Raw genomic sequence first — 20,706 nt, forward strand, 5'->3', positions numbered from 1 at the left:
GTCGTGACGGCCGCTCCCCCCGCCGCGCCCGTCAGGAGCTGGAGCCCGTCCCGCCGCCCCGCGCCGGGGACTTCTTGGCCGAGTCCGGGATGGGCTCGTCCGTGCGCAGGGCCTTCCAGAGCTGGTCGGACTGAGGATGGGCCGCGTCGACACGGTTGGGGTCCTGGGTGTCGTACCTCACCGGGAGCATGATCGTCTCCATGGTGGAGGGGTCGATGCCGTTCATGCTGCGGGAGAACTTCGCGAGCTTGGTGAGGGAGGCGAGCCCGGAGTCGGTGGTGAGGGACTCGGTGAGACTGTTGGCGATCTTGTACGTCTTGGTGGGGCTGCCGAGCAGGTCCTGCTTCTTGATCTCGCTGAGCAGGGCGATCAGGAACTGCTGCTGAAGACCGATCCGCCCGAGGTCGCTGCCGTCGCCGATGCCGTGCCGGGTGCGGACGAACTGCAGCGCCTGGGTGCCGTCGAGCCGGTGCTCGCCGGCCGTCAGGTTCAGGCCGCTGGACTTGTCGTGGATCTCCTGGTCGACCGTGATGTCGACCCCGCCTATCGCGTCGACCAGCCCCTTGAAGCCCGAGAAGTCGATCTCCACGAAGTGGTCCATCCGGACCCCCGACATCTGTTCCACCGTCTTCACGACACAGGCCGGGCCCGCGATCGAGTACACCGAGTTGAACATCACGCGCTTGGCCGAGGGCAGGTGCGACCCGTCCTTCGCCGTGCACTCGGGCCGCGTCACCAGCGTGTCGCGCGGAATGCTCACAGCGACCGCTTTCCGTCGCCCCTCGGGCACGTGGATCACCAGCGCGGTGTCGGACCGCGCCCCGGAGACGTTGCCCGTGGCGAGCGAGGCGTTGGCGCCGGAGCGCGAGTCCGAGCCGAGGACCAGCAGGTTCTGCCCGGACGTGGGCAGCTTCTCGGGACGGTTGTCGTCGCCGATCGCCTTGTTCAGGTCGACGCCCTTGATGTTGCCGTTCAGGTCGCTGTACAGCCAGTAGCCGACACCGCCCGCGGCCAGCACGAGCAGGACCAGACTCAGGGCGATCCAGCGCCAGACCCGACGGCGCCGCCGCGGCGGCCTGGCCCGGCGGCGCGCCGGAGCGCGCCCTGATTCCGGCGGGCCCGTCTCCGTCTGGGCGTGCGTCATGTGCGTGGGTCCTCTCTTCACTCGACCAAGTGGCTCGGGGCACGAGTGGGGGGAGAGGCCGGGCCCGTCAGCGGTGGCGGACGGTCGTCCACCAGTCATCAGACGTTCAGAGTTCCTTCAGGGTTGTATGTGTTTTCCGTCATTTATGACTGATCTTGACATCGGGGTACGCGCTTGCTGATGATGTGCCGGTTCCTGTGAAGGTTAATTTTTCGGTATGAACCGGCGACGGCTTCTCGCTGTCGCCTTACGTGGTCGCACATCGAGCCGGGGGGCACGAGGGCGAGCGGCCACCAGTACTCACGTCGGTCCTGCCGGGTGAGGAGAGGGAGGGGTGGCTGTGCTGCTGCGTGCGTCGGCCCGTGGGGGGCGAGCGACGTGACCGCTGTTTCCGATCATGCCGTCGGCCGGGTGCCGGGTGCGGCCGGAGGCGGTACGGCCCGGGGCGGCACCGCGGCGCGGGCCGCGGCGCGGGAGGCGCCCACCACGGTCACCGCGGAGCACGGCGACGTCTACGTCGAGCCCGGACTGACACCGCTGTCGGCCCGCGAGGCCAACCGCAGTGCCCTCACCGCGCTGCTGGACACGGCGGGCGTCCGCCACTTCGCCGTCCGCGGCACCGCCGACCACGGCACGGTCGTGGCCGTCGCGGAGGAGGACCGGGAGCGGGTGCTGGGCGTGGTCTTCCGCGGGCTGAGTCAGTTCCCCGGGCACCTGAGCGTGATCGACCCGGACGCGCCCCGCCCGTCCAAGCCCGTCTCCTCCCGCGACTCCAGGGCCTGGCGCGAGGTCGGCGCGGCCCGCGTCCTGCAGGTCAGCTGGTACCGCACCGACCCGGGCCGGCACCTGCTGCTCGGCCACGAGTACGGCTGCGCGATCGAGTTCTGGCAGCGCAACGGCGGCTACCTCGTGGCACCGCGCGCCAACCGGGCCACCTGGGCCGTCGCCGCCGACGGCCCGAACGTGCTCGGCGCCGCCAGACTGTTCAGCCGGTTCGTATCGGACTGGACCCCGCAGCACCTGGCGCCGGCCCTCGCCACCCGCTCCGAGTTCCTGGTGAACTGCGCGGACGACATCGCCTTCCCGGTCGACGCGGTCTACACCTGGGTCGACGGCAACGACCCGGCCTGGAAACAGCGCAAGGCGCAGGCGAAGGGCGAGGTCTACCACGCCGAGTCGGCGAGCGACGCCCGCTTCATCAGCCGCGACGAACTGCGCTACTCGGTGCGCTCGCTGCACCTGTTCGCGCCCTGGATCCGCAACGTGTACATCGTCACCGACGACCAGGTCCCGCCGTGGCTGCGCGAGGACCTGCCCGGGGTGCGCGTCGCCACCCACCGCGAGATCTTCCGCGACCGGTCGGTGCTGCCGGTGTTCAACTCGCACGCCATCGAGTCGCAGCTGCACCACATCGAGGGCCTGGCCGAGCACTTCCTGTACTTCAACGACGACATGTTCATGGGCCGCCCGGTGGCCCCGCACGCCTTCTTCACGCCGAGCGGCACGGCCCGCTACTTCCCCTCGCGCAACCGCATTCCGCAGGGCCCGGTGGTGGAGACCGACACCCCGGTCGACGCGGCCTGCAAGAACAACCGGGCTTTGCTGATGGAACGTTTCGGCAGAGTGATCACCCAGCCGATGGAGCACATCCCGTACGCCCTGCGCCGCTCCGCGATGGAGGAGGCCGAACGGGACTTCCCCGAGGCCTGGGCCCACACCGCGGCCAGCCGCTTCCGCGCGATGACCGACCTGTCGCCCACGTCGTCCTTCGCGCTGTACTACGCGGCGCTCACCGGCCGTGCGCAACCGGGATCGATGCCCTTCACCTACCTCCAGCTGGCGGTGCCGGACCTGGCGGACCGGCTGCAGCGGCTGCTGGACGGCCGTGACCAGGACTCCTTCTGCCTCAACGACGCCTTCTCGACACCCGAGGACATCGAGGCGCAGCAGGAGCTGCTGGACGGCTTCCTCAACGCCTACTTCCCCACCCCCAGCCCCCACGAGAGATGAATCGGAGTTCATGACGTGTCGGACCCGACGTCCATGAGCTCCGCCTCCAACGTCTACAAACGCCTCGTCCCCCAGCCCGTACGCTCCGCCGCCGCCACCACCGTCCCGGTGCGTGTACGGCGCAAGGTCAAGCGGCGCCTCGCGCGCACCCTGAGCCGCCGAGAGGCCCGGCTGCACCGCCGCGCCCTGCGCCGGGTGCGCAAGGCCGGGCTCGGCCACTCGGAGCGCCGTACCCAGGCACCCGACGGCCGCGTCGCCCACGTGCACACCGGCCTCACCGCCGACCTGGCCCGGCGCCTCGACCACGACCTGGTCACCCAGGCCCTGGACGCGGCCGAGATCCCCTGGTTCGCGGTGCCGGCGCTCGACGACCGGCGGATCTGCCTGGCCGTCGACCACAGCGACCGAAGGGCCGTGCGCCGCGTACTACGCGCGTTGCTGGAGGAACACACGGGATACGTCGTCTCCGTCTCGCCCGCCCACAACGACACCCGCGAGCTCCCGGGCAGCCACGTGAAGGCGTGGAAGAACTACGGCAAGGCCAAGGTGATCCGCCTGACCTGGCTGCGCACCGAGCCCACCGAGAACCTCTGGGTGGGCGAGGACCAGGGCATCGAGATCGAGTTCTGGACCGCCAACACCGACCTGGCCGCGGAGCGGCTGATCGGCCCGCGCCCCAACCGCGTGCAGCGCGCGGTGCCCAGCGACGCGCCCGGTGTCGAGATCGGCCTGGACCGGCTCTCCGGATACTCCGACATCGACGGCGACCTGGAGCCGACGATCACGCTGGAGAACTTCGACGTCCTGCGGCTCGAGGAGATCACCTTCCCCGTCGACGCGGTCCTGCTGTGGCAGCACGCGACCCCGTGGGGCGAGCAGCTGCTGCGGGCCGCGCTGCGCTCCCTGCACCAGTACGCGCCGTGGGTGGACGTCGTGCACGTGGTCGCCGAGGCGGAGCCGCCGGCCTGGCTGCAGGCCGGCGACCGGCTCACCGTGGTGCGCGCGCAGCCCGGCTCCGAGTGGCACCTGCACCTGCTGCCCGACCTCGCCGACCACTTCCTGCTGCTGCGCCCCGGTGCCGTGCTCGGCCGGCCGGTGCGTCCCTTCGACTACTTCACGCCCAACGGCGCGAGCCGCCCCCGGCGCGGCCCCTGGAACGCCCAGGAGTCGTTCGCCCCGTGGACCCGCACCGCGTACGCGGCCACCGGCCGGGTGGCCGCCCACGGCTACGCCCAGGGCCCCCAGCCGCACCGCGTCGAGACGCTCGCCCGGTTCGCGGAGACGGGGACCGCGCCGCTGCCGCTGGACGACGCGCAACGGCTGCCCGCCGCGTCCGGCACGCATCCGCTGGACGGAGTGGTCCACCACGTCGGTCACACCTCCGGCCTGGCCGACCCCTCCGGCGAGGCCACCGTGGCGCTGCACGCCGCGCTGCCCGGGATCGGCAACCACCTGGAGCGGCTGCTGGTCCGCCGGGACAGCCAGCAGATCCAGCTGCTCGGCCTCGGCACCGACGAGGCACGCGCCCGCGGCGGCACCAAGGCCGTCCTGGGCTTCCTGCACCGCTACTTCCCCGTCCCGAGCGTCTTCGAGGGCGGCCGGGGCACCGACAGACACGACGAGGCGGTCGACCAGCCGTGAGCATGGGAAATCCCGAGGCCTCCGCGGCGGTCGGCGTCTACCGCACCCTGGTGCCGGCCGGTCTCAGACGACGGATCGCGCGCCGCGTCCCGCTGCGCCTGCGCGCGGCGCTCAAGCAGCTGCTGCGCCGGCTGCACAGCGTGAACCTGTTCGCCCGGACGCTCCGCGGCGCGCGGGCCCGCCGCCGCTGGCCGCACCTGTTCGGCGCGGGGGAGCGGGCGGCCGCCCTCGCCGGGCACGGCGCACGGATCGCGCTGGTCCGCCCGACCGTGTCCCCGCTCGGCCTGCGCGAGGCCAACCTCGAACTGGTCGTCACCGCCCTGGAGGAGACAGGCGTCGACTACTTCGCGGTGCGCGGCACGTCCGACTTCCGCTCCTGCCTCGCCGTCGCCGAGGCCGACCGCGAGCGGGTCGGCGAGGTGCTGCGGCGGTGCGCCGGGCGCAGCCCCGTCTACCTGCGGGCCTGCCGGAGCGAGGCCGCGCAGGGCCGCACCGTGCTGGCCGGCTCCCGGGCCGGCCGCCGGCTGGCGGGCCACGCCGGGGTGCTGCGCGTCGGCATGGTGTGGAGCGACCCGGCCGGCTCCCTGGTCCTCGGCCTGGAGCACGGCTGCGACATCGAGTTCTGGCGGCCCGAGGACGGGCGGCTGCACGCGCCGCGCCCCAACCGGGTCACCGAGGACGTGGCCCTCGACGCGCCGCGGGTCACCGTGCCGATCAGCCGGCTCACCGGCTTCGCCGCCCTGCACACCCGCCGCACCCGCTCGGTGCGCACCATCCGGCCCTGCGCCGACCCGCTGCCCGAGGACGTCCGCTTCCCGGTCGACGTCGTCTACACCTGGGTCGACGGCAGCGACCCCGAGTGGCAGCGGCGGCGCGGCGCCTACGGCGAGCACGGCTACCACACCGAGTCCGCGAACGCCGCCCGCTACATCAGCCGCGACGAACTGCGCTACTCCCTGCGGGCGCTGGAGCAGAACGCGCCCTGGGTCCGCCACGTCTACGTGGTGACGGACCGGCAGCGCCCGGCCTGGCTCAACGATTCCCACCACCGCATCACGGTCGTCGACCACTCGGAGATCTTCGACGACCCGGCCGCGCTGCCCACCTTCAACTCGCACGCCATCGAGAGCCGGCTGCACCACATCAAGGGCCTGTCCGAGCACTTCCTGTACTTCAACGACGACATGTTCCTGGGCAGCCCCGTCACCGCGCAGGACTTCTTCCTGTCCAACGGCATGACCCGCACCTTCTTCTCCCCGTCCCAGGTGCCCCGTTGGGACCTGAGCCCCGTGGACCGGCCGGTCGACGCGGCCGGCAAGAACAACCGCCGTCTGCTCCAGGACCACTTCGGCAGCGCCATCGTGCAGAAGCTGCGGCACGCCCCCTACGCGCTGCGGCGCAGCGTGCTGGCGGAGATCGAGCGGGACTTCGCCGAGGACCACCGGCGCACCTCGCACAGCCGCTTCCGCAGCGCCGGCGACATCTCCATCCCGTCCTCGCTGTACCACTACTACGCCTACTTCACCGGCCGTGCCGTCCCCTCGAACATCACCTTCGCCTACCTCGACCTCGCCAAGCCGGAGATCCAGCGCCGGCTCGGCATCCTGCTCGCCCGCCGCGACCGGCAGGCGTTCTGCATCAACGACACCCTCTCCGACGGCCACGACGTCGAGCGCCAGACGGCGATGCTCAGCCGCTTCCTGCGGACCTACTACCCGGTGCCGTCCCCCTTCGAGAAGAAGGAGCCGCACGAGAAGAAAGAACCCCAGGTCCGGTGAAGATCTCCTTCCTGATCAACAACATCTACGGCATCGGCGGCACCAACCGCACGGTCATCAACCTCGCCGAGGCGCTCTCCGTCCACCACGACGTGGAGATCGTCTCGGTGTTCCGGCGCACCACCGCCACCAAGTTCGAGATCTCCCCGCGCATCACCGTCCGCGCCCTGGTCGACCTGCGCCCCGGCTCCGCCGACAAGGGCGCCGCCGGCAGCGACGAACCGAGTGAAGTGGTGCCGCGCCAGGAGGAGTTCTACGCGCAGTACAGCCGCTTCACCGACGCGCGCATCATCCGGGACCTGCAGAGGACGTCCGCCGACGTCGTCGTCGGCACCCGCCCCAGCCTCAACCTCTTCGTCGCCGCCCACACCCGCGACGGCGCCCTGCGCGTGGCCCAGGAACACATGACGCACCTGGCGATCCCGCCCGCGGTGCGCGCCGAGATGGCCCGCGTCTACCCCCGGCTCGACGCCGTCACGACGGTCACCGACGCCGACGCCCGCTCCTTCATGGAGAACACGCCGATCCCCGGCATCCCCGTCGTCGGCATCCCCAACAGCGTGCCCGAACCGGCCGTCACCCCCTCGGACTGCTCGCACAAGGTCGTCGTCAGCGCCGGCCGCATGCACCAGATCAAGCGCTACGACCTCCTCATCCGCGCCTTCGGCCACCTGGCCCAGGACTTCCCCGACTGGCAGCTGCGCATCTACGGCGACGGCGGCGAGGTCGGCAAGCTGCGCGCGCTCGTCACCGAACTCGGCCTGACCGGGCGGGTGCTGCTCATGGGCGGCTTCTCGCCCATCGAGTCAGAGTGGGCCAAGGGCTCCATCGCCGCCGTCACCTCGAGCGCCGAGTCCTTCGGCATGACGCTCGTCGAGGCGATGCGCTGCGGACTGCCCGTGGTCTCCACCGACTGCCCCGTCGGCCCCCGCGAGATCCTGCGCCACGGTGAGGACGGCTTCCTGGTGCCCAACGGCGAGGTCGACGGCATCGCCTGGGGACTGCGCCGCCTCATGGCCGACGAACCGGTGCGCCGCGCCATGGGCGCCGCCGCCCTGCGCAACGCCACCCGCTTCGACCCCGCGGCCGTGGCCGGCCGCTACGTCGAGCTCTTCGAGGACGCCGCCCGCCGCCGCGCCGCGGCCGGGCGCGGCTACCGCGCCCCGGCCGGCCCCCGCACGGCCGGCGCCGACCAGCTCACCGTGCCGCCCGTCTCGCTCGGCGCGGCCACCGTGGACGTGACCGCCGACGACGCGGGCTGGCTGCGGTTCTCGGCCGACGGGCCCGAGGAGGGGCGCCGCCGCTGGCAGTTCGTGCTGCGCCACCGGCCCGCGGACGGCGACGCCCGCCCGGACCTGCCGCTGCGCACCTCCCGCAAGGACCTGGACAACGGCGGCACCCGCTACACCGCCGTCGTCACCCCCTCCGCCCTCGGCGACCTCGGCGACGGGCGCTGGCAGGTGACGATGAGCACCCCCAAGTCCTCGCCCGTCCACATGAAGGCGGGCGTCCGCGACACCCGCGCCCTCATCGACGCCCGCGCCCGCCTGATCGCCCGCCCCCCGGCCGGCCCGATCGGCTGGAACCTGCCCTACGCCCAGCCCAACGGCAGGCTGATGCTGCGCACCGTCGTACGCGAGGAACACGCCGAGTGCACCCGCGTCGACTCGGCGGACGGCGCCATCACCGTGCGCGGGGTGCTGACCGGCGGACGCCGGATCGAGCCCGGCGCGCTGTTCATCGTCAGCCGCCGCGGCCGGCACGACCGCACCTTCAGCGTGCCCGTCGAGGTCCTCGGCCGGCAGGCCTTCCGTGCCGAGGCGCCGCTGCGCCAGGTCGTCGACCACCGGCTGGAGCGCTGGGAGGACTGGGACTGGTGGCTGCAGCCCGACCCGTACCACCGGGCCAAGGTGCGCGTCTGCCACCTGCTGGAGGACTTCCCCGACGTCAAGGGCGCCTACGTCTATCCGTCCGTCCCGCTGGTCGGCGACGAGGCCTCGCAGTACGCGGTCGTGCACCCGGCCCGCCCGGTGTGGGTGCGGCCCTACTGCTCCGCCTCGGGGGCCATGGCCATGAACGTGGTGGACCGGTGAGCCCGCCGAACCCGACGGCCGAGGAGGGCCGATGACCGAAACCACCCGTTCCGTCCTGCACATCGTCGCCCACCAGGACGACGACCTGTACTTCATGAACCCCGACCTGGTGCGCTCCCTCCAGGACGGCGACCTGATCACCACGGTGATCGTCACCGCGGGCGAGGGCGACGGCATCAACGTCGACACCGACGAACCCCAGCGCGCCGCCGTGCAGCCGGACTTCGCCCGCTACAGCACCGAGCGCGGCTGCGGGCTGCGCTCCGCGTACGCCCGTATGGCCACCGGCGACCGCGACCACCCCTGGCGGCGCGAACCCGTCGACCTGGTGCCCGGGTTCGCCGCCGAGCGGTTCACCCTCGTCGGCCACGACGCAGTGTCCCTGTACTTCCTGCAGCTGCACGAGGGCGCCCCCACCGACCGCGGCGCCCTCACCCGGCTGCACGACCTGTGGGAAGGCGCCCTGCGCACGCAGGCCACGCTGCCCGTGCACGGCGGCACCGTCGGCGAGGTCCAGCACATCACCCGCGACCAGCTGATCGCCGCGCTCACCGCGCTCCTCGGCCATGTCCGCCCCACCACGGTGCGCACGATGGACCCGGACCCCGAACACGACGGCGGGCGGCAGGAGTTCGTCTGCTCCGACCACGTCGACCACACGACCACCGCCCAGTTCGCGCTCGCCGCCCTGGCGCGCCACCGGGAGGGCGGCCACAACCCGGTCGTCGAGCACTACCGCGCCTACGCCAACCGCTTCTGGGGCTACAACCTCGACCCGGCCACGGTCACCGAGAAGGCCGAGTACCTGGCGACCTACGGCGGCATCGACGCCCCCGCCGTCTGCCCGCACGGCACCTGCCAGACCTGCGGCGACCGCCAGCTGGGGCCCGACCCGTTCCGCAGCACGCACATGAACAGCGCCGCCTACCGCTACTCGCCGGCCACGAACTGGCTGCGGCTCGGCCCGGGCGGGCGGCTCAACGCCTTCGCCGTGCTCGCCGGACGGCTCGCCTTCTGGACGGAGACGGGCCCGGCGAGCGGCGAGTGGAAGGGCCCCTTCGTGCTGGGCGACGGCTGGATCGCGCCCACGCTCGCCGTCACCGGGGTGCCCGGCGGCCCGGCCGAACTCGTCGGCCTGCGCCGCCAGAACGTCGTCGGCGGCGGAGTCACCGTCGACGTCGTGCACACCGCGCAGGACCCGGGCGGCAACGGGTTCAGCGGCTGGCAGACCCTGGAGAACCCGGACTGGGCCCAGGGCGACGGCCGCCGGCAGCGCGAGGCGGGCGTCCCGTCGGCGGCGGTCGACGCGGCCGGCCGGCTCCACGTCTTCGTCCGCACCTTCGACCAGGGCATCGCCTGCCGCCGCCGGGAGGCCGACGGCACCTGGCTGCCGTGGGAGAACCTCGGCGGCAGCTTCGTCCAGGACGCGGGCTGCGCCCTCGCCACCGAGCGCGGCACCGTGGAGCTGTACGTGCCGGGCAAGAACACCGTCCGGCGCTGGCACCAGGCCGAACCCGGCGGCCCCTTCCTCCTCGACGACACCCTGCGGACGGGCCGCCCGGCGACCGGCGGGGTCACCGCCGTGGACTCCGGCGACCACCGCACCTGCCTCTACTTCCGCGAGGCCGGCACCCAGCAGGTCATCGCCTACCGCCAGCACGCGGACGGCCGCTGGCCCGGCTCCGGCGCGGGCCTCGGCGGCCACGGCGGCACCGGCGCCGTGGCCGCGCTGTGGGTCCCCGAACGTGGCGCCCGCGAGGCATTCCTGGCCCACCGGGGCGGCCGCGGCCGCCTCGTCACCTCCCTGCCCGACCGGGACCGGAAGGTCTCGGGCACCCACTGGCAGGAGTCCGGCGGGATGATCGCGCAGGCCCCGGCCCTGGCGTACGACGCGGCCGGCGCGCTGGCCGTCGCGGTCGTCGGCACCGACGGCCGCCTGCACACCCGCCGCCAGCTCTCCGCCAGGGTCGGCAGCCCTCTGGGGCCCTGGTCGGCGTGACACGGTGGCCGGCCCACGCGGCACGCCGTCGACATCCTCCCGGCCCCTCATCTCCCCCATCGACATCCCATCGACGACGAAGGTCTCACCGACTGTGAAACCCGCCGTGATCGGCAGGGGAGTTCTGCCTCTCGCCCTGGGTGCCGCACTGCTCGGCGCCGTCCCCGGATCCGCGGGCGCCGAGGACGCGACGGTGTCCGTCACCGGTCTCGCCCCGCAGATCCCCGTCCGGCCGGTCACGCCGGGCGGCGTGCAACAGCCGCGGCGGCTGACGCTGTCGGTCACCGACGGGACGGACGAGCCGGTACGGCGGGAGTACCTGCTCCGGCTCGACCTCCGCGGGCTCCGGGGCGTCGCGACCGTGGAGTCCGACCGCTGCGAGGTGACGGCCGACCAGGCCACCTGCCGGGTCGAGGTGTCCAGCCCCGACCGCGTCCCCACCGTCCAGGTGGACCTGCGGGCCGGCCCGCCGCGGGCGGCCCCGGCGACGGCGCCTCCGGTGACGCGACGTGGAGTGCCCCCTCCCCGTCCGGTCCGCCGGCCACCGGCGCGCCGCCGGCCGGCGGCGACCTGGCGTCGACGGGCGCCGGGACGTCCCTGTGGATCGCGGCCCTTGCCGCACTGCTGGCCGGCGGCGGTGCCGCGGCCCGCACGCTGTCCCGCAGGCGTCGCGCGTAACCCGTGGGGCGCTCGGTCCCCATGACGGAGGGCCCCCGCCCGAAAGGCGGAGGCCCTCTTCACCTATCCGCGAGCGTTACGCCGGCACGCTCGCCAGGCCCGGAGCCAGGAACGGCTTGCCGTTCACGCGCTCCGAGACGCCCTCGCGGTCCAGGTACGGCGTGATGCCGCCCAGGTGGAAGGGCCAGCCGGCGCCCGTGATCAGGCAGAGGTCGATGTCCTGGGCCTCGGCGACGACGCCCTCGTCGAGCATCAGACCGATCTCCTGGGCCACCGCGTCCAGGACGCGGTCGCGGACCTGCTCCTCGGTCAGGACGGAGTCGCCCTGCTTCAGCAGCGCGGCGACCTCCGGGTCCAGCTCGGGCTTGCCGCTGTCGTAGACGTAGAAGCCGCGCTTGCCCGCCTCGACGACCGCCTTGAGGTTCGGGGAGACCTTGAAGCGGTCCGGGAAGGCCCGGTTGAGGGTCTCCGAGACGTGCAGGCCGATCGCGGGGCCGACCAGCTCCAGCAGCACCAGCGGGGACATCGGCAGGCCGAGCGGCTCGATCGCCTTCTCGGCGACCTCGACCGGGGTGCCCTCGTCGATGACGTTCTGGATCTCGCCCATGAAGCGGGTGAGGATGCGGTTCACGACGAACGCCGGGGCGTCCTTGGTGAGGACCGCGGTCTTCTTCAGCTTCTTGGCGACGGCGAACGCCGTGGCCAGCGAGGCGTCGTCGGTCCGCTCGCCGCGGACGATCTCCAGCAGCGGCAGGATCGCGACCGGGTTGAAGAAGTGGAAGCCGACGACCCGCTCGGGGTTCTTCAGCTTCGACGCCATCTCCGACACCGAGAGCGAGGAGGTGTTCGTCGCCAGGATCGCGTGCGCCGGGGCGACCGCCTCGACCTCCGCGAACACCTGCTGCTTGACGCCGATCTCCTCGAAGACGGCCTCGATGACGAAGTCCGCGTCGGAGAAGCCCTCGGCCTTGTCCAGCACACCGATGACCAGGGCCTTGAGGCGGTTGGCCTTGTCCTGGCCGATACGGCCCTTGCCGAGCAGCTTGTCGATCTCGGCGTGGACGTAGCCCACGCCCTTGTCGACGCGCTCCTGGTCGATGTCGGTGAGCACGACCGGCACCTCGAGGCGGCGCAGGAAGAGCAGGGCGAGCTGCGAGGCCATCAGGCCCGCGCCGACCACGCCGACCTTGGTGACCGGGCGTGCCAGGTTCTTGTCCGGGGCGCCGGCCGGGCGCTTGCCGCGCTTCTGCACCAGGTTGAACGCGTAGATGCCGGAGCGCAGCTCGCCGCCCATGATCAGGTCGGCGAGCGCCCGGTCCTCGGCGTCGAAGCCCTGCTGGAGGTCGCCGTTCTTGGCGGCGGCGACGATGTCGAGGGCGCGGTAGGCGGCCGGAGCGGCGCCGTGCACCTTGCCGTCCGCGAGGAAACGGCCCTTGGCGACGGCCGCGTCCCAGGCCTCACCGCGGTCGATCACCGGGCGCTCGACCTCGACGTCGCCCTTCAGCACGGACGCCGTCCACAGCAGCGACTGCTCCAGGAAGTCGGCGCCTTCGAAGAGGGCGTCGGCGATGCCCAGCTCGAAGACCTGCTTGCCCTTGAGCTGCTTGTTCTGGTTGAGGCTGTTCTCGATGATCACCGAGACGGCCTTGTCGGCGCCGATCAGGTTCGGCAGCAGCGTGCAGCCGCCCCAGCCGGGGACCAGACCGAGGAAGACCTCGGGCAGCGAGAAGGCCGGCAGGGACTTCGAGACGGTCCGGTAGGTGCAGTGCAGGCCGACCTCGACGCCGCCGCCCATCGCCGCGCCGTTGTAGTAGGCGAAGGTCGGCACCGCGAGACCCGCGAGGCGCTTGAAGACCTCGTGGCCGCCCTTGCCGATGGCCAGCGCGTCCTTGTGCTCCTTGAGCAGCTCGACGCCCTTGAGGTCGGCGCCGACGGCGAAGATGAACGGCTTGCCGGTGATGCCGACGCCGACGATCTCGCCGGCCGCCGCCTCCTTCTCGACCTGGTCGATCGCGGTGTTGAGGTTCGCGAGCGAGCCGGGGCCGAAGGTGGTCGGCTTGGTGTGGTCGAAGCCGTTGTCCAGCGTGATGAGCGCGAAGCGCCCGGCGCCGTACGGCAGGTCGAGGTGGCGTACGTGCGCCGACGTCACGACCTCGTCGGGGAACAGCTCGGCCGCACCCTTCAGAAGCTCAGCGGTGGTGCTCACTTGTCCCCCTCGAAGTGCGGGTTCTCCCAGATGACCGTCGCGCCCATGCCGAAGCCGACGCACATGGTCGTCAGGCCGTAGCGGACGTGTCGCTGCTCCTCGAACTGGCGGGCCAGCTGCGTCATCAGGCGGACGCCGGAGGAGGCCAGCGGGTGGCCGAAGGCGATGGCGCCGCCGTACTGGTTGACGCGCTCGTCGTCGTCCGCGATGCCGTAGTGGTCCAGGAAGGCCAGCACCTGGACGGCGAAGGCCTCGTTGATCTCGAAGAGGTTGATGTCCTCGATCGACAGGCCCGCCTTGGCGAGGGCCTTCTCGGTGGCCGGGATCGGGCCGTAGCCCATGACCTCCGGCTCGACGCCCGCGAAGGCGTACGAGACGAGACGCATCTTCACCGGCAGGTCGTGCTCGCGGGCGAAGTCCTCGGAGGCGATGATCGAGGCGGTCGCACCGTCGTTCAGACCGGCCGCGTTGCCCGCGGTGACCCGGCCGTGCACACGGAACGGCGTCTTCAGGCCCCGCAGGTTCTCCAGCGTGGTGCCCGGGCGCATCGGCTCGTCGGCGGTGACCAGGCCCCAGCCCGTCTCACCGGCCTCCGCGTTGGTGTTGCGCACCGAGATCGGCACCAGGTCCTGCTGGATCTTGCCGTTGGCGTACGCCTTGGCGGCCTTCTCCTGCGAGCGCACGGCGTACTCGTCGGCGCGCTCCTTGGTGATGTGCGGGTAGCGGTCGTGCAGGTTCTCCGCGGTCATGCCCATGAACAGGGCGGACTCGTCGACCAGCTTCTCGCTCACGAAGCGCGGGTTCGGGTCCACGCCCTCGCCCATGGGGTGGCGGCCCATGTGCTCGACACCGCCCGCGATGACGGCGTCGTAGGCCCCGAAGGCGATGGAGCCCGCGGTGGTGGTGACGGCCGTGAGCGCGCCGGCGCACATACGGTCGATGGAGTAGCCGGGCACCGACTGCGGGAGGCCCGCGAGGATGCCGGCCGTGCGGCCGAGGGTGAGGCCCTGGTCGCCGATCTGCGTGGTCGCGGCGATGGCGACCTCGTCGATCTCGGCCGGGTCGAGTCCGGGGTTGCGGCGCAGCAGCTCCCGGATCGCCTTCACGACGAGGTCGTCGGCACGGGTCTCGTGGTAGATGCCCTTCGGGCCCGCCTTGCCGAACGGGGTGCGGACGCCGTCGACGAAGACGACGTCCCTGACGGTACGAGGCACGATGGCTCTCCTCCAGAGGTGCGGGATCTGCACTGCTGCGGCACGCAAGCGCTGAGCGCGCGCTCAGGTCCATGCTACTTATGAGTAACGTAGCTGCCCAGTCCCGGCGGTCCAAGCGGTGAAGGTCACACCGGGGGAGGTGCCGTCGAGCCCCTCGGCGTGAGCACCAAAGTGGCCTCGGCCGCTCCTGGAACCGGCGATCGCCACCGTGGTGATCGTGAAGGGGATCACCGTCTGAACGACTTCTCCGTCCCCTTCCTCCGCATGCCGTCCCAGGATCTTGGCGTGATCTCGACGTCCCTCTTCCGCTTCAAGGGCCCGCCTTCGGCCACGCGGCCAGGACCGGGAGGTACCCGTCCTAGGCGGAGAGCGCGGCGACCAGGACGGGGGTCACCTGCTCCACCTGCCAGGGCCGGGCCCCGTATCCCGCCAGCGCGGCGGCGACGGAGTCGCGGTCGGCGACCTGCGGCGGCTCCCAGCAGACCCGCCGCACCGTGTCCGGGGTGATCAGGTTCTCCTGGGGCATGTTCAGCTGCTCGGCCAGCGCCGACACGGCGGTCCGGGCCGCGGACAGGCGTGCCGCGGCGGCGGGGTCCTTGTCCGCCCAGGCCCGCGGCGGCGGAGGCCCGGTGACCGGCTGCCCCGGCGCCGGCAACTGCGCCTCCGGCAGGGCCTTGGCGCGGTCCACGGCCGCCTGCCACTGCTCCAGCTGCCGCCGCCCCATCCGGTTCCCGAAGCCGTTCAGCGCGGCGAGGGCCTGCACGTCGGCCGGCAGCGAGAGCGCCGCCTCGACGATGGCGCCGTCCCCGAGCACCTTCCCCGGCGACACGTCCCGCCGCTGGGCGATCCGGTCCCGCGTCTGCCACAGCTCCCGCACCACGGCGAGCTGCCGGCGCCGGCGCACCTTGTGCATCCCGGACGTACGGCGCCAGGGGTCCTTGCGCGGCTCCGCGGGCGGGGCCGTGGCGATCGCGTCGAACTCCTGACGGGCCCACTCCAGCTTGCCCTGCCGGTCGAGCTCCTTCTCCAGCGCGTCGCGCAGGTCGACGAGCAGCTCGACGTCGAGCGCCGCGTAGCGCAGCCACGGCTCGGGCAGCGGACGGGTCGACCAGTCGACGGCGGAGTGGCCCTTCTCCAGCACGAAGCCGAGGACGTTCTCGACCATCGCGCCGAGGCCCACCCGCGGGAACCCGGCGAGCCGGCCGGCGAGCTCGGTGTCGAACAGCCGCGTCGGCACCATGCCTATCTCGCGCAGACACGGCAGATCCTGCGTGGCGGCGTGCAGGTCCCACTCGACGCCGTCGAGCGCCTGGCCGAGCGCGGACAGATCCGGACAGGCCACGGGGTCGATCAGCGCGGTGCCGGCGCCCTCACGGCGCAGCTGCACGAGGTAGGCGCGCTGGCCGTAGCGGTAGCCGGACGCGCGTTCGGCGTCGACGGCCACCGGGCCGGAGCCGGCCGCGAACGCGGCGACCACCTCGGCCAGGGAGCTCGCGTCGGCGATCACCGGCGGAATGCCTTCGCGCGGCTCCAGCAAAGGGATCGGCTCTGGTTTCGGCGCCCCCGTAACAGATGTTCCGCCGTCTTCCGGAGGGGCGCCTCCGGTGGTTCGCAGTGAGCTGTCTGCTGCGGTCTCTTGGGCGTCGGTCACCTGTCAAGAGTATCTGTGTATGGACAGCGCCCGCCGACGTAACGTTCCGTCGGCGGGCGCCTGGGGGTCGTAAACCAGTCAGGTCGGTGAAACATCCGGTTCACGACAGGTGGGACACGGGCGGGGGGAATCGGCGGCCGACTCGGTTCACGTCCGTGAATGGGGGAGAGGGGCGGTGACGCGGGAGGCGGGACGTTCCGGCAGATGGGCGGGGCGTTCGGGTCAGTGGATGATGCCGGTCCGCAGGGCGACCGCGACCATGCCGGCGCGGTCGCCCGTGCCGAGCTTGCGGGCGATGCGGGCGAGGTGGCTCTTGACGGTCAGGGCGGACAGGCCCATCGAGACGCCGATCGCCTTGTTCGACTGGCCCTCCGCGACCAGCCGCAGCACCTCGACCTCGCGGCCGGAGAGCTCGCGGTAGCCACCCGGGTGGCTCGGGGTACCCGGGGGGCGGCGGTGCATACGGGCGGCGGCTGCGCCGATGGGGGCGGCACCGGGCCGGGTGGGGAGCCCGACGTTGGTGCGGGTGCCGGTGACGACGTAGCCCTTGACGCCGCCCGCGAGGGCGTTGCGCACGGCGCCGATGTCGTCGGCGGCGGACAGGGCCAGGCCGTTGGGCCAGCCCGCCGCGCGGGTCTCCGAGAGGATGGTCAGGCCGGAGCCGTCGGGCAGATGGACGTCGGCGACACAGATGTCGCGGGGGTTGCCGATGCGCGGACGTGCCTCCGCGATGGACGAGGCTTCGATGACGTCGCGCACACCGAGGGCCCACAGATGGCGGGTGACGGTGGAGCGGACGCGCGGGTCGGCCACGACCACCATGGCGGTCGGCTTGTTCGGACGGTAGGCGACCAGGCTTGCGGGCTGCTCGAGGAGAACGGACACCAGGCCTCCTGGGGTGCGGGACGGCTTTCAAGGTCACAGTCGTCTTCGGCACCGAACCCGGAGTCCTTTAGGGAAAGATCACGATTTAGTGAGTAACAATCTGTGCAATTCGGACAAGCGATCGATCACTTGGTGAACGAATCGGTTCGTCGGAGAACCCGGTCGTGATTGAAAGTGGCCGAATCGACAAAGTGACGGTCAAGGACGTGGCCCTCCTCGTGGCAGGGGTCAGCGTGCCTGCGGGTCCCGCCGCTGCGGCAGCGTCACGATCGACGCGTCGCCCGGACCGGCCGGCGGCAGGCCCGCGACCTGGGCCAGCAGATCGCACCAGGCGGCGAGATGGGCCGCCGTGTCGGGGACGCCGCCCCGGCCCTCGCGGGGCGTCCAGGAGGCGCGGATCTCGATCTGCGAGGCGGCCGGGCGCTCCGCCAGCCCGCCGAAGTAGTGCGAGCTCGCGCGCGTGACGGTGCCGCTCGGTTCGCCGCAGGACAGTCCGCGCGCCTGGAGCGCGCCGGTCAGCCAGGCCCAGCACACGTCGGGCAGCAGCGGGTCGGCGGCCATCTCCGGCTCCAGTTCCGCGCGCACCAGCGTCACCAGGCGGAAGGTGCCGCGCCAGGCATCGTGCCCGTCCGGCTCGTGCAGCAGCACCAGACGGCCGTCGGCCAGATCCTGGTCGCCGTCGACGACGGTCGCCTCCAGCGCGTACGCGAACGAGGCGAGTCGCTGCGGCGCGCGGGTCGCCTCCACCTCGATCTGCGGCCGCAGCCGCGCGGATCTCAGTGCGTCGACCGCGGCCCTGAACGGCAGTGGTGCCGTACCGCCCCCATTCCGGTCCCCCTCCGTGTCGCCCATTCCGTCAGCGCCGTCCGACAGTCGTCCCTGAGCCGCAGCCATGCGGGGAAGATTAAGGGGAACCGGGCCGTCGCGCAGGGAGGGACACCCGTGCGAGCGCCGCCTGTCCGGATCGTGCCACGGCGACCCGGGCCTTCGGCGCGTCGCCGCCGTGCGAGACTTGCCGTCGTGAGTGCGAACGAGAGCCCCGCGGGCCAGGCCCAGACGCTGCCGACAGTCACGCCCGACACGGTCGAGGAGTCCGCCTTCCTCAAGGCGTGCCGGCGCGAGCCCGTGCCGTACACACCGGTGTGGTTCATGCGTCAGGCGGGGCGTTCGCTGCCCGAGTACCGCAAGGTCCGCGAGGGCATCCCGATGCTCGACTCGTGCACGCGGCCCGACCTGGTCACCGAGATCACCCTGCAGCCGGTGCGCCGGCACGGCGTGGACGCGGCGGTCTACTACAGCGACATCGTCGTCCCGCTCAAGGCCATCGGCATCGACCTCGACATCAAGCCGGGCGTCGGCCCGGTCGTCGCGGACCCCGTCCGCACCCGCGCCGACCTGGCCCGGCTGCGGGACCTCACGCCCGAGGACGTCTCGTACGTCACCGAGGCGATCGGCCTGCTCGTCCGCGAACTCGGCAGCACCCCGCTCATCGGCTTCGCCGGCGCACCGTTCACCCTCGCGAGCTACCTGGTCGAGGGCGGCCCGTCGCGCACGTACGAGAACGCCAAGGCGATGATGTACGGCGACCCCGGCCTGTGGGCCGACCTGCTCGACCGTCTCGCGGGGATCACGACCGCGTTCCTGAAGGTGCAGATCGAGGCCGGCGCCTCGGCGGTCCAGCTCTTCGACTCGTGGGCCGGCGCCCTCGCCCCGGCCGACTACCGCCGCTCGGTGCTGCCCGCCTCCGCCAAGGTCTTCGAGGCCGTCGCCGGATACGGCGTCCCGCGCATCCACTTCGGCGTCGGCACCGGTGAGCTGCTCGGCCTGATGGGCGAGGCCGGCGCGGACGTCGTCGGCGTCGACTGGCGTGTCCCGCTCGACGAGGCGGTCCGCCGGGTCGGACCCGGCAAGGCGCTCCAGGGCAACCTCGACCCGACGGTCCTGTTCGCCTCCACGGAGGCCGTCGAGGCCAAGACCCGCGAGGTCCTCGACGCGGCCGCCGGCCTGGAGGGCCACGTCTTCAACCTCGGCCACGGCGTCATGCCGTCCACCGACCCGGACGCGCTGACCCGGCTCGTGGAGTACGTGCACACGCACACCGCCCGCTGACTCACCACGTGTGCCGGGGCCGCGCCCTCCTGCCGAACAGCAGGCCGCGCGGTTCCGGCGGCGGGGGTGTGCCCGGCTTGAGCGGCCAGGCCAGGGCCATGCCGGCCAGGAAGCCGACGACGTGCGCGGCGTAGGCCACCGTGCCCGCGGAGGAGACGCCCTCGCCGGACGAGTAGACGGCCTGGAGCACGAACCAGAAGCCCAGCACCAGCCAGGCCGGCAGCCGCAGCGGCAGGAAGACCAGGAACGGCACCAGGACCCAGACCCTGGCCTTCGGATACAGCACCAGATAGGCGCCCAGGACACCGGCGATCGCGCCCGACGCGCCGATCAGCGGGTCGGCGGAGCCGGCGTTGAGGAGCGCGAAGCCGTATCCCGACGCGTAGCCGCAGACGACGTAGAAGAGCGCGTACCCGACGTGGCCCATGCGGTCCTCGACGTTGTTGCCGAAGATCAGCAGGAAGAGCATGTTGCCGAGCAGGTGCAGCCAGCCGCCGTGCAGGAACATCGCGGTCAGGACGGACAGCGCGGGGGACTTGTCGTAGGACGGCGGGGCCACCACGCAGCCCGCGCCGTGCGCGCCCACGCCGACGTCCCCCGTGGGCACGAGCCGCGGCATCTGATGGTGGATCAACTCCCGTGGCACGGCGGCGTAGTGATCCAGGAACGCCTGGAGATGGCAGGTCTGCGCCAGGCCGCTGTCGCCCACCACGGAACCGGCGAGGCCGGGCATGGACAGGAAGACGAGCACGTTCGCGGCGATCAGCGCGTACGTCACCCAGGGGGTGCGCCGCACCGGGTTCACGTCATGAACGGGGATGACCACAAGGAATGTGTGCCCCGGGCCGACGGAAATAGTGCCTCCCGGTGCACCGGGTGAGCCGGTGAACACCGGCCCGCGCGCGTGCGTATGACTCGTCAACCGCCCGCGGCGCGGGGAAGGCGGGTCGCGGGGACGACGTGAGGAACAGGCGATGAACGACCGAGTTACTCCTCCGATGCATGCCACGCCCGACGGCGAGGCGGAGCTCTCCCTGGTGGTGAAACTGCCGTGGGAGGACGTCGCCCGGCTCGGCCAGGAGGCGGGGCGGCTCGCCTCGCAGATGCAGCGGCCGGTGACCCTGGACGAGGCGGTGAGCCACCGGCTGCGATCCGTGCGCGGCGCCGCGCACGCGAAGCCGGCGGGGGAGCAGCCGACGCCGGTGGCCTCCACGGCTTCGGTGTCGTCGTTGCCGCCGCGGCCACCGACGGAGCAGGCGCGCCAGGCCATCGAGCGGATCAACGGCAGCGCGTAGCCG

The 20,706-nt window shown here is 72.4% G+C and carries 14 protein-coding genes and 1 pseudogene; 8 read left to right on the plus strand and 7 right to left on the minus strand.

Annotation, left to right across the window (positions count from 1 at the left end):
* Positions 1-31 precede the first annotated feature (31 nt).
* Positions 32-1,144, minus strand: a complete 1,113-nt coding sequence (locus tag ACIRPX_RS21820; protein WP_404196969.1) for an LCP family protein — start codon at positions 1,142-1,144, stop codon at positions 32-34.
* 378 nt (positions 1,145-1,522) lie between these two features.
* Between ACIRPX_RS21820 and ACIRPX_RS21825 the strand changes: the two genes are divergently transcribed.
* From ACIRPX_RS21825 to ACIRPX_RS21845, 5 genes are read left to right on the plus strand one after another with little or no spacing between them, the layout of a single operon-like run.
* The gene (locus ACIRPX_RS21825) at positions 1,523-3,154 is read left to right on the plus strand and encodes a stealth family protein (RefSeq protein ID WP_404196972.1); all 1,632 of its coding nucleotides are present in this window, start codon (positions 1,523-1,525) and stop codon (positions 3,152-3,154) included.
* A gap of 15 nt (positions 3,155-3,169) precedes the next feature.
* The gene (locus tag ACIRPX_RS21830; protein WP_404196975.1) at positions 3,170-4,795 is read left to right on the plus strand and encodes a sugar phosphotransferase; all 1,626 of its coding nucleotides are present in this window, start codon (positions 3,170-3,172) and stop codon (positions 4,793-4,795) included.
* A gap of 2 nt (positions 4,796-4,797) precedes the next feature.
* Positions 4,798-6,573 (plus strand): stealth family protein, encoded by a 1,776-nt coding sequence (locus ACIRPX_RS21835; RefSeq protein ID WP_404196978.1) that lies wholly within the window; start codon positions 4,798-4,800, stop codon positions 6,571-6,573.
* A complete protein-coding gene (locus tag ACIRPX_RS21840; protein WP_404196981.1) occupies positions 6,570-8,666 on the plus strand; it encodes a glycosyltransferase family 4 protein in 2,097 nt (698 codons plus the stop codon). The genes ACIRPX_RS21835 and ACIRPX_RS21840 overlap by 4 nt, the downstream gene beginning before the upstream one ends.
* 31 nt (positions 8,667-8,697) lie before the next feature.
* Positions 8,698-10,665, plus strand: coding sequence for a hypothetical protein (locus ACIRPX_RS21845; protein ID WP_404196983.1), 1,968 nt, complete (start codon positions 8,698-8,700; stop codon positions 10,663-10,665).
* 754 nt (positions 10,666-11,419) lie between these two features.
* Here the strand turns inward: ACIRPX_RS21845 and ACIRPX_RS21850 are convergent.
* Complete coding sequence (locus tag ACIRPX_RS21850; RefSeq protein ID WP_404196986.1) at positions 11,420-13,549, minus strand: 3-hydroxyacyl-CoA dehydrogenase NAD-binding domain-containing protein; 2,130 nt, start codon at positions 13,547-13,549, stop codon at positions 11,420-11,422.
* Positions 13,546-14,763: a thiolase family protein gene (locus tag ACIRPX_RS21855; RefSeq protein WP_404196988.1), complete on the minus strand. Its 1,218-nt coding sequence runs from the start codon at positions 14,761-14,763 to the stop codon at positions 13,546-13,548. Before ACIRPX_RS21855 ends, ACIRPX_RS21850 begins: the two co-directional genes overlap by 4 nt.
* Positions 14,764-14,944: 181 nt before the next feature.
* On the opposite strand from ACIRPX_RS21855, the pseudogene ACIRPX_RS21860 reads away from it, so the two are divergent.
* A pseudogene (locus ACIRPX_RS21860) lies at positions 14,945-15,084 on the plus strand (carbohydrate ABC transporter permease); the annotation flags it as partial.
* A gap of 37 nt (positions 15,085-15,121) precedes the next feature.
* Here the strand turns inward: ACIRPX_RS21860 and ACIRPX_RS21865 are convergent.
* From ACIRPX_RS21865 to ACIRPX_RS21875, 3 genes are all read right to left on the minus strand, one after another.
* Positions 15,122-16,414 carry a ribonuclease D gene (locus tag ACIRPX_RS21865; RefSeq protein WP_404196991.1) on the minus strand — a complete coding sequence of 431 codons (1,293 nt, stop codon included), beginning with the start codon at positions 16,412-16,414 and terminating at the stop codon, positions 15,122-15,124.
* A 222-nt stretch (positions 16,415-16,636) separates the two neighbouring features.
* Positions 16,637-17,299 (minus strand): response regulator transcription factor, encoded by a 663-nt coding sequence (locus ACIRPX_RS21870; protein ID WP_016432069.1) that lies wholly within the window; start codon positions 17,297-17,299, stop codon positions 16,637-16,639.
* A gap of 228 nt (positions 17,300-17,527) precedes the next feature.
* Positions 17,528-18,193 carry a DUF3000 domain-containing protein gene (locus ACIRPX_RS21875; protein WP_404196994.1) on the minus strand — a complete coding sequence of 222 codons (666 nt, stop codon included), beginning with the start codon at positions 18,191-18,193 and terminating at the stop codon, positions 17,528-17,530.
* 126 nt (positions 18,194-18,319) lie between these two features.
* On the opposite strand from ACIRPX_RS21875, the gene hemE reads away from it, so the two are divergent.
* Positions 18,320-19,408: a uroporphyrinogen decarboxylase gene (gene hemE, locus ACIRPX_RS21880; RefSeq protein ID WP_404196996.1), complete on the plus strand. Its 1,089-nt coding sequence runs from the start codon at positions 18,320-18,322 to the stop codon at positions 19,406-19,408.
* A 1-nt stretch (position 19,409) separates the two neighbouring features.
* On the opposite strand, the gene ACIRPX_RS21885 is transcribed toward hemE, so the two are convergent.
* Positions 19,410-20,234, minus strand: a complete 825-nt coding sequence (locus tag ACIRPX_RS21885; RefSeq protein WP_404196999.1) for a rhomboid family intramembrane serine protease — start codon at positions 20,232-20,234, stop codon at positions 19,410-19,412.
* 148 nt (positions 20,235-20,382) lie between these two features.
* On the opposite strand from ACIRPX_RS21885, the gene ACIRPX_RS21890 reads away from it, so the two are divergent.
* Complete coding sequence (locus ACIRPX_RS21890) at positions 20,383-20,703, plus strand: hypothetical protein (RefSeq protein WP_404197002.1); 321 nt, start codon at positions 20,383-20,385, stop codon at positions 20,701-20,703.
* Positions 20,704-20,706: the final 3 nt, after the last annotated feature.

Origin of the sequence: Streptomyces sp. NPDC101225 (genome assembly GCF_044767585.1) — a bacterium.
In the GTDB taxonomy this organism is placed as follows: domain Bacteria; phylum Actinomycetota; class Actinomycetes; order Streptomycetales; family Streptomycetaceae; genus Streptomyces.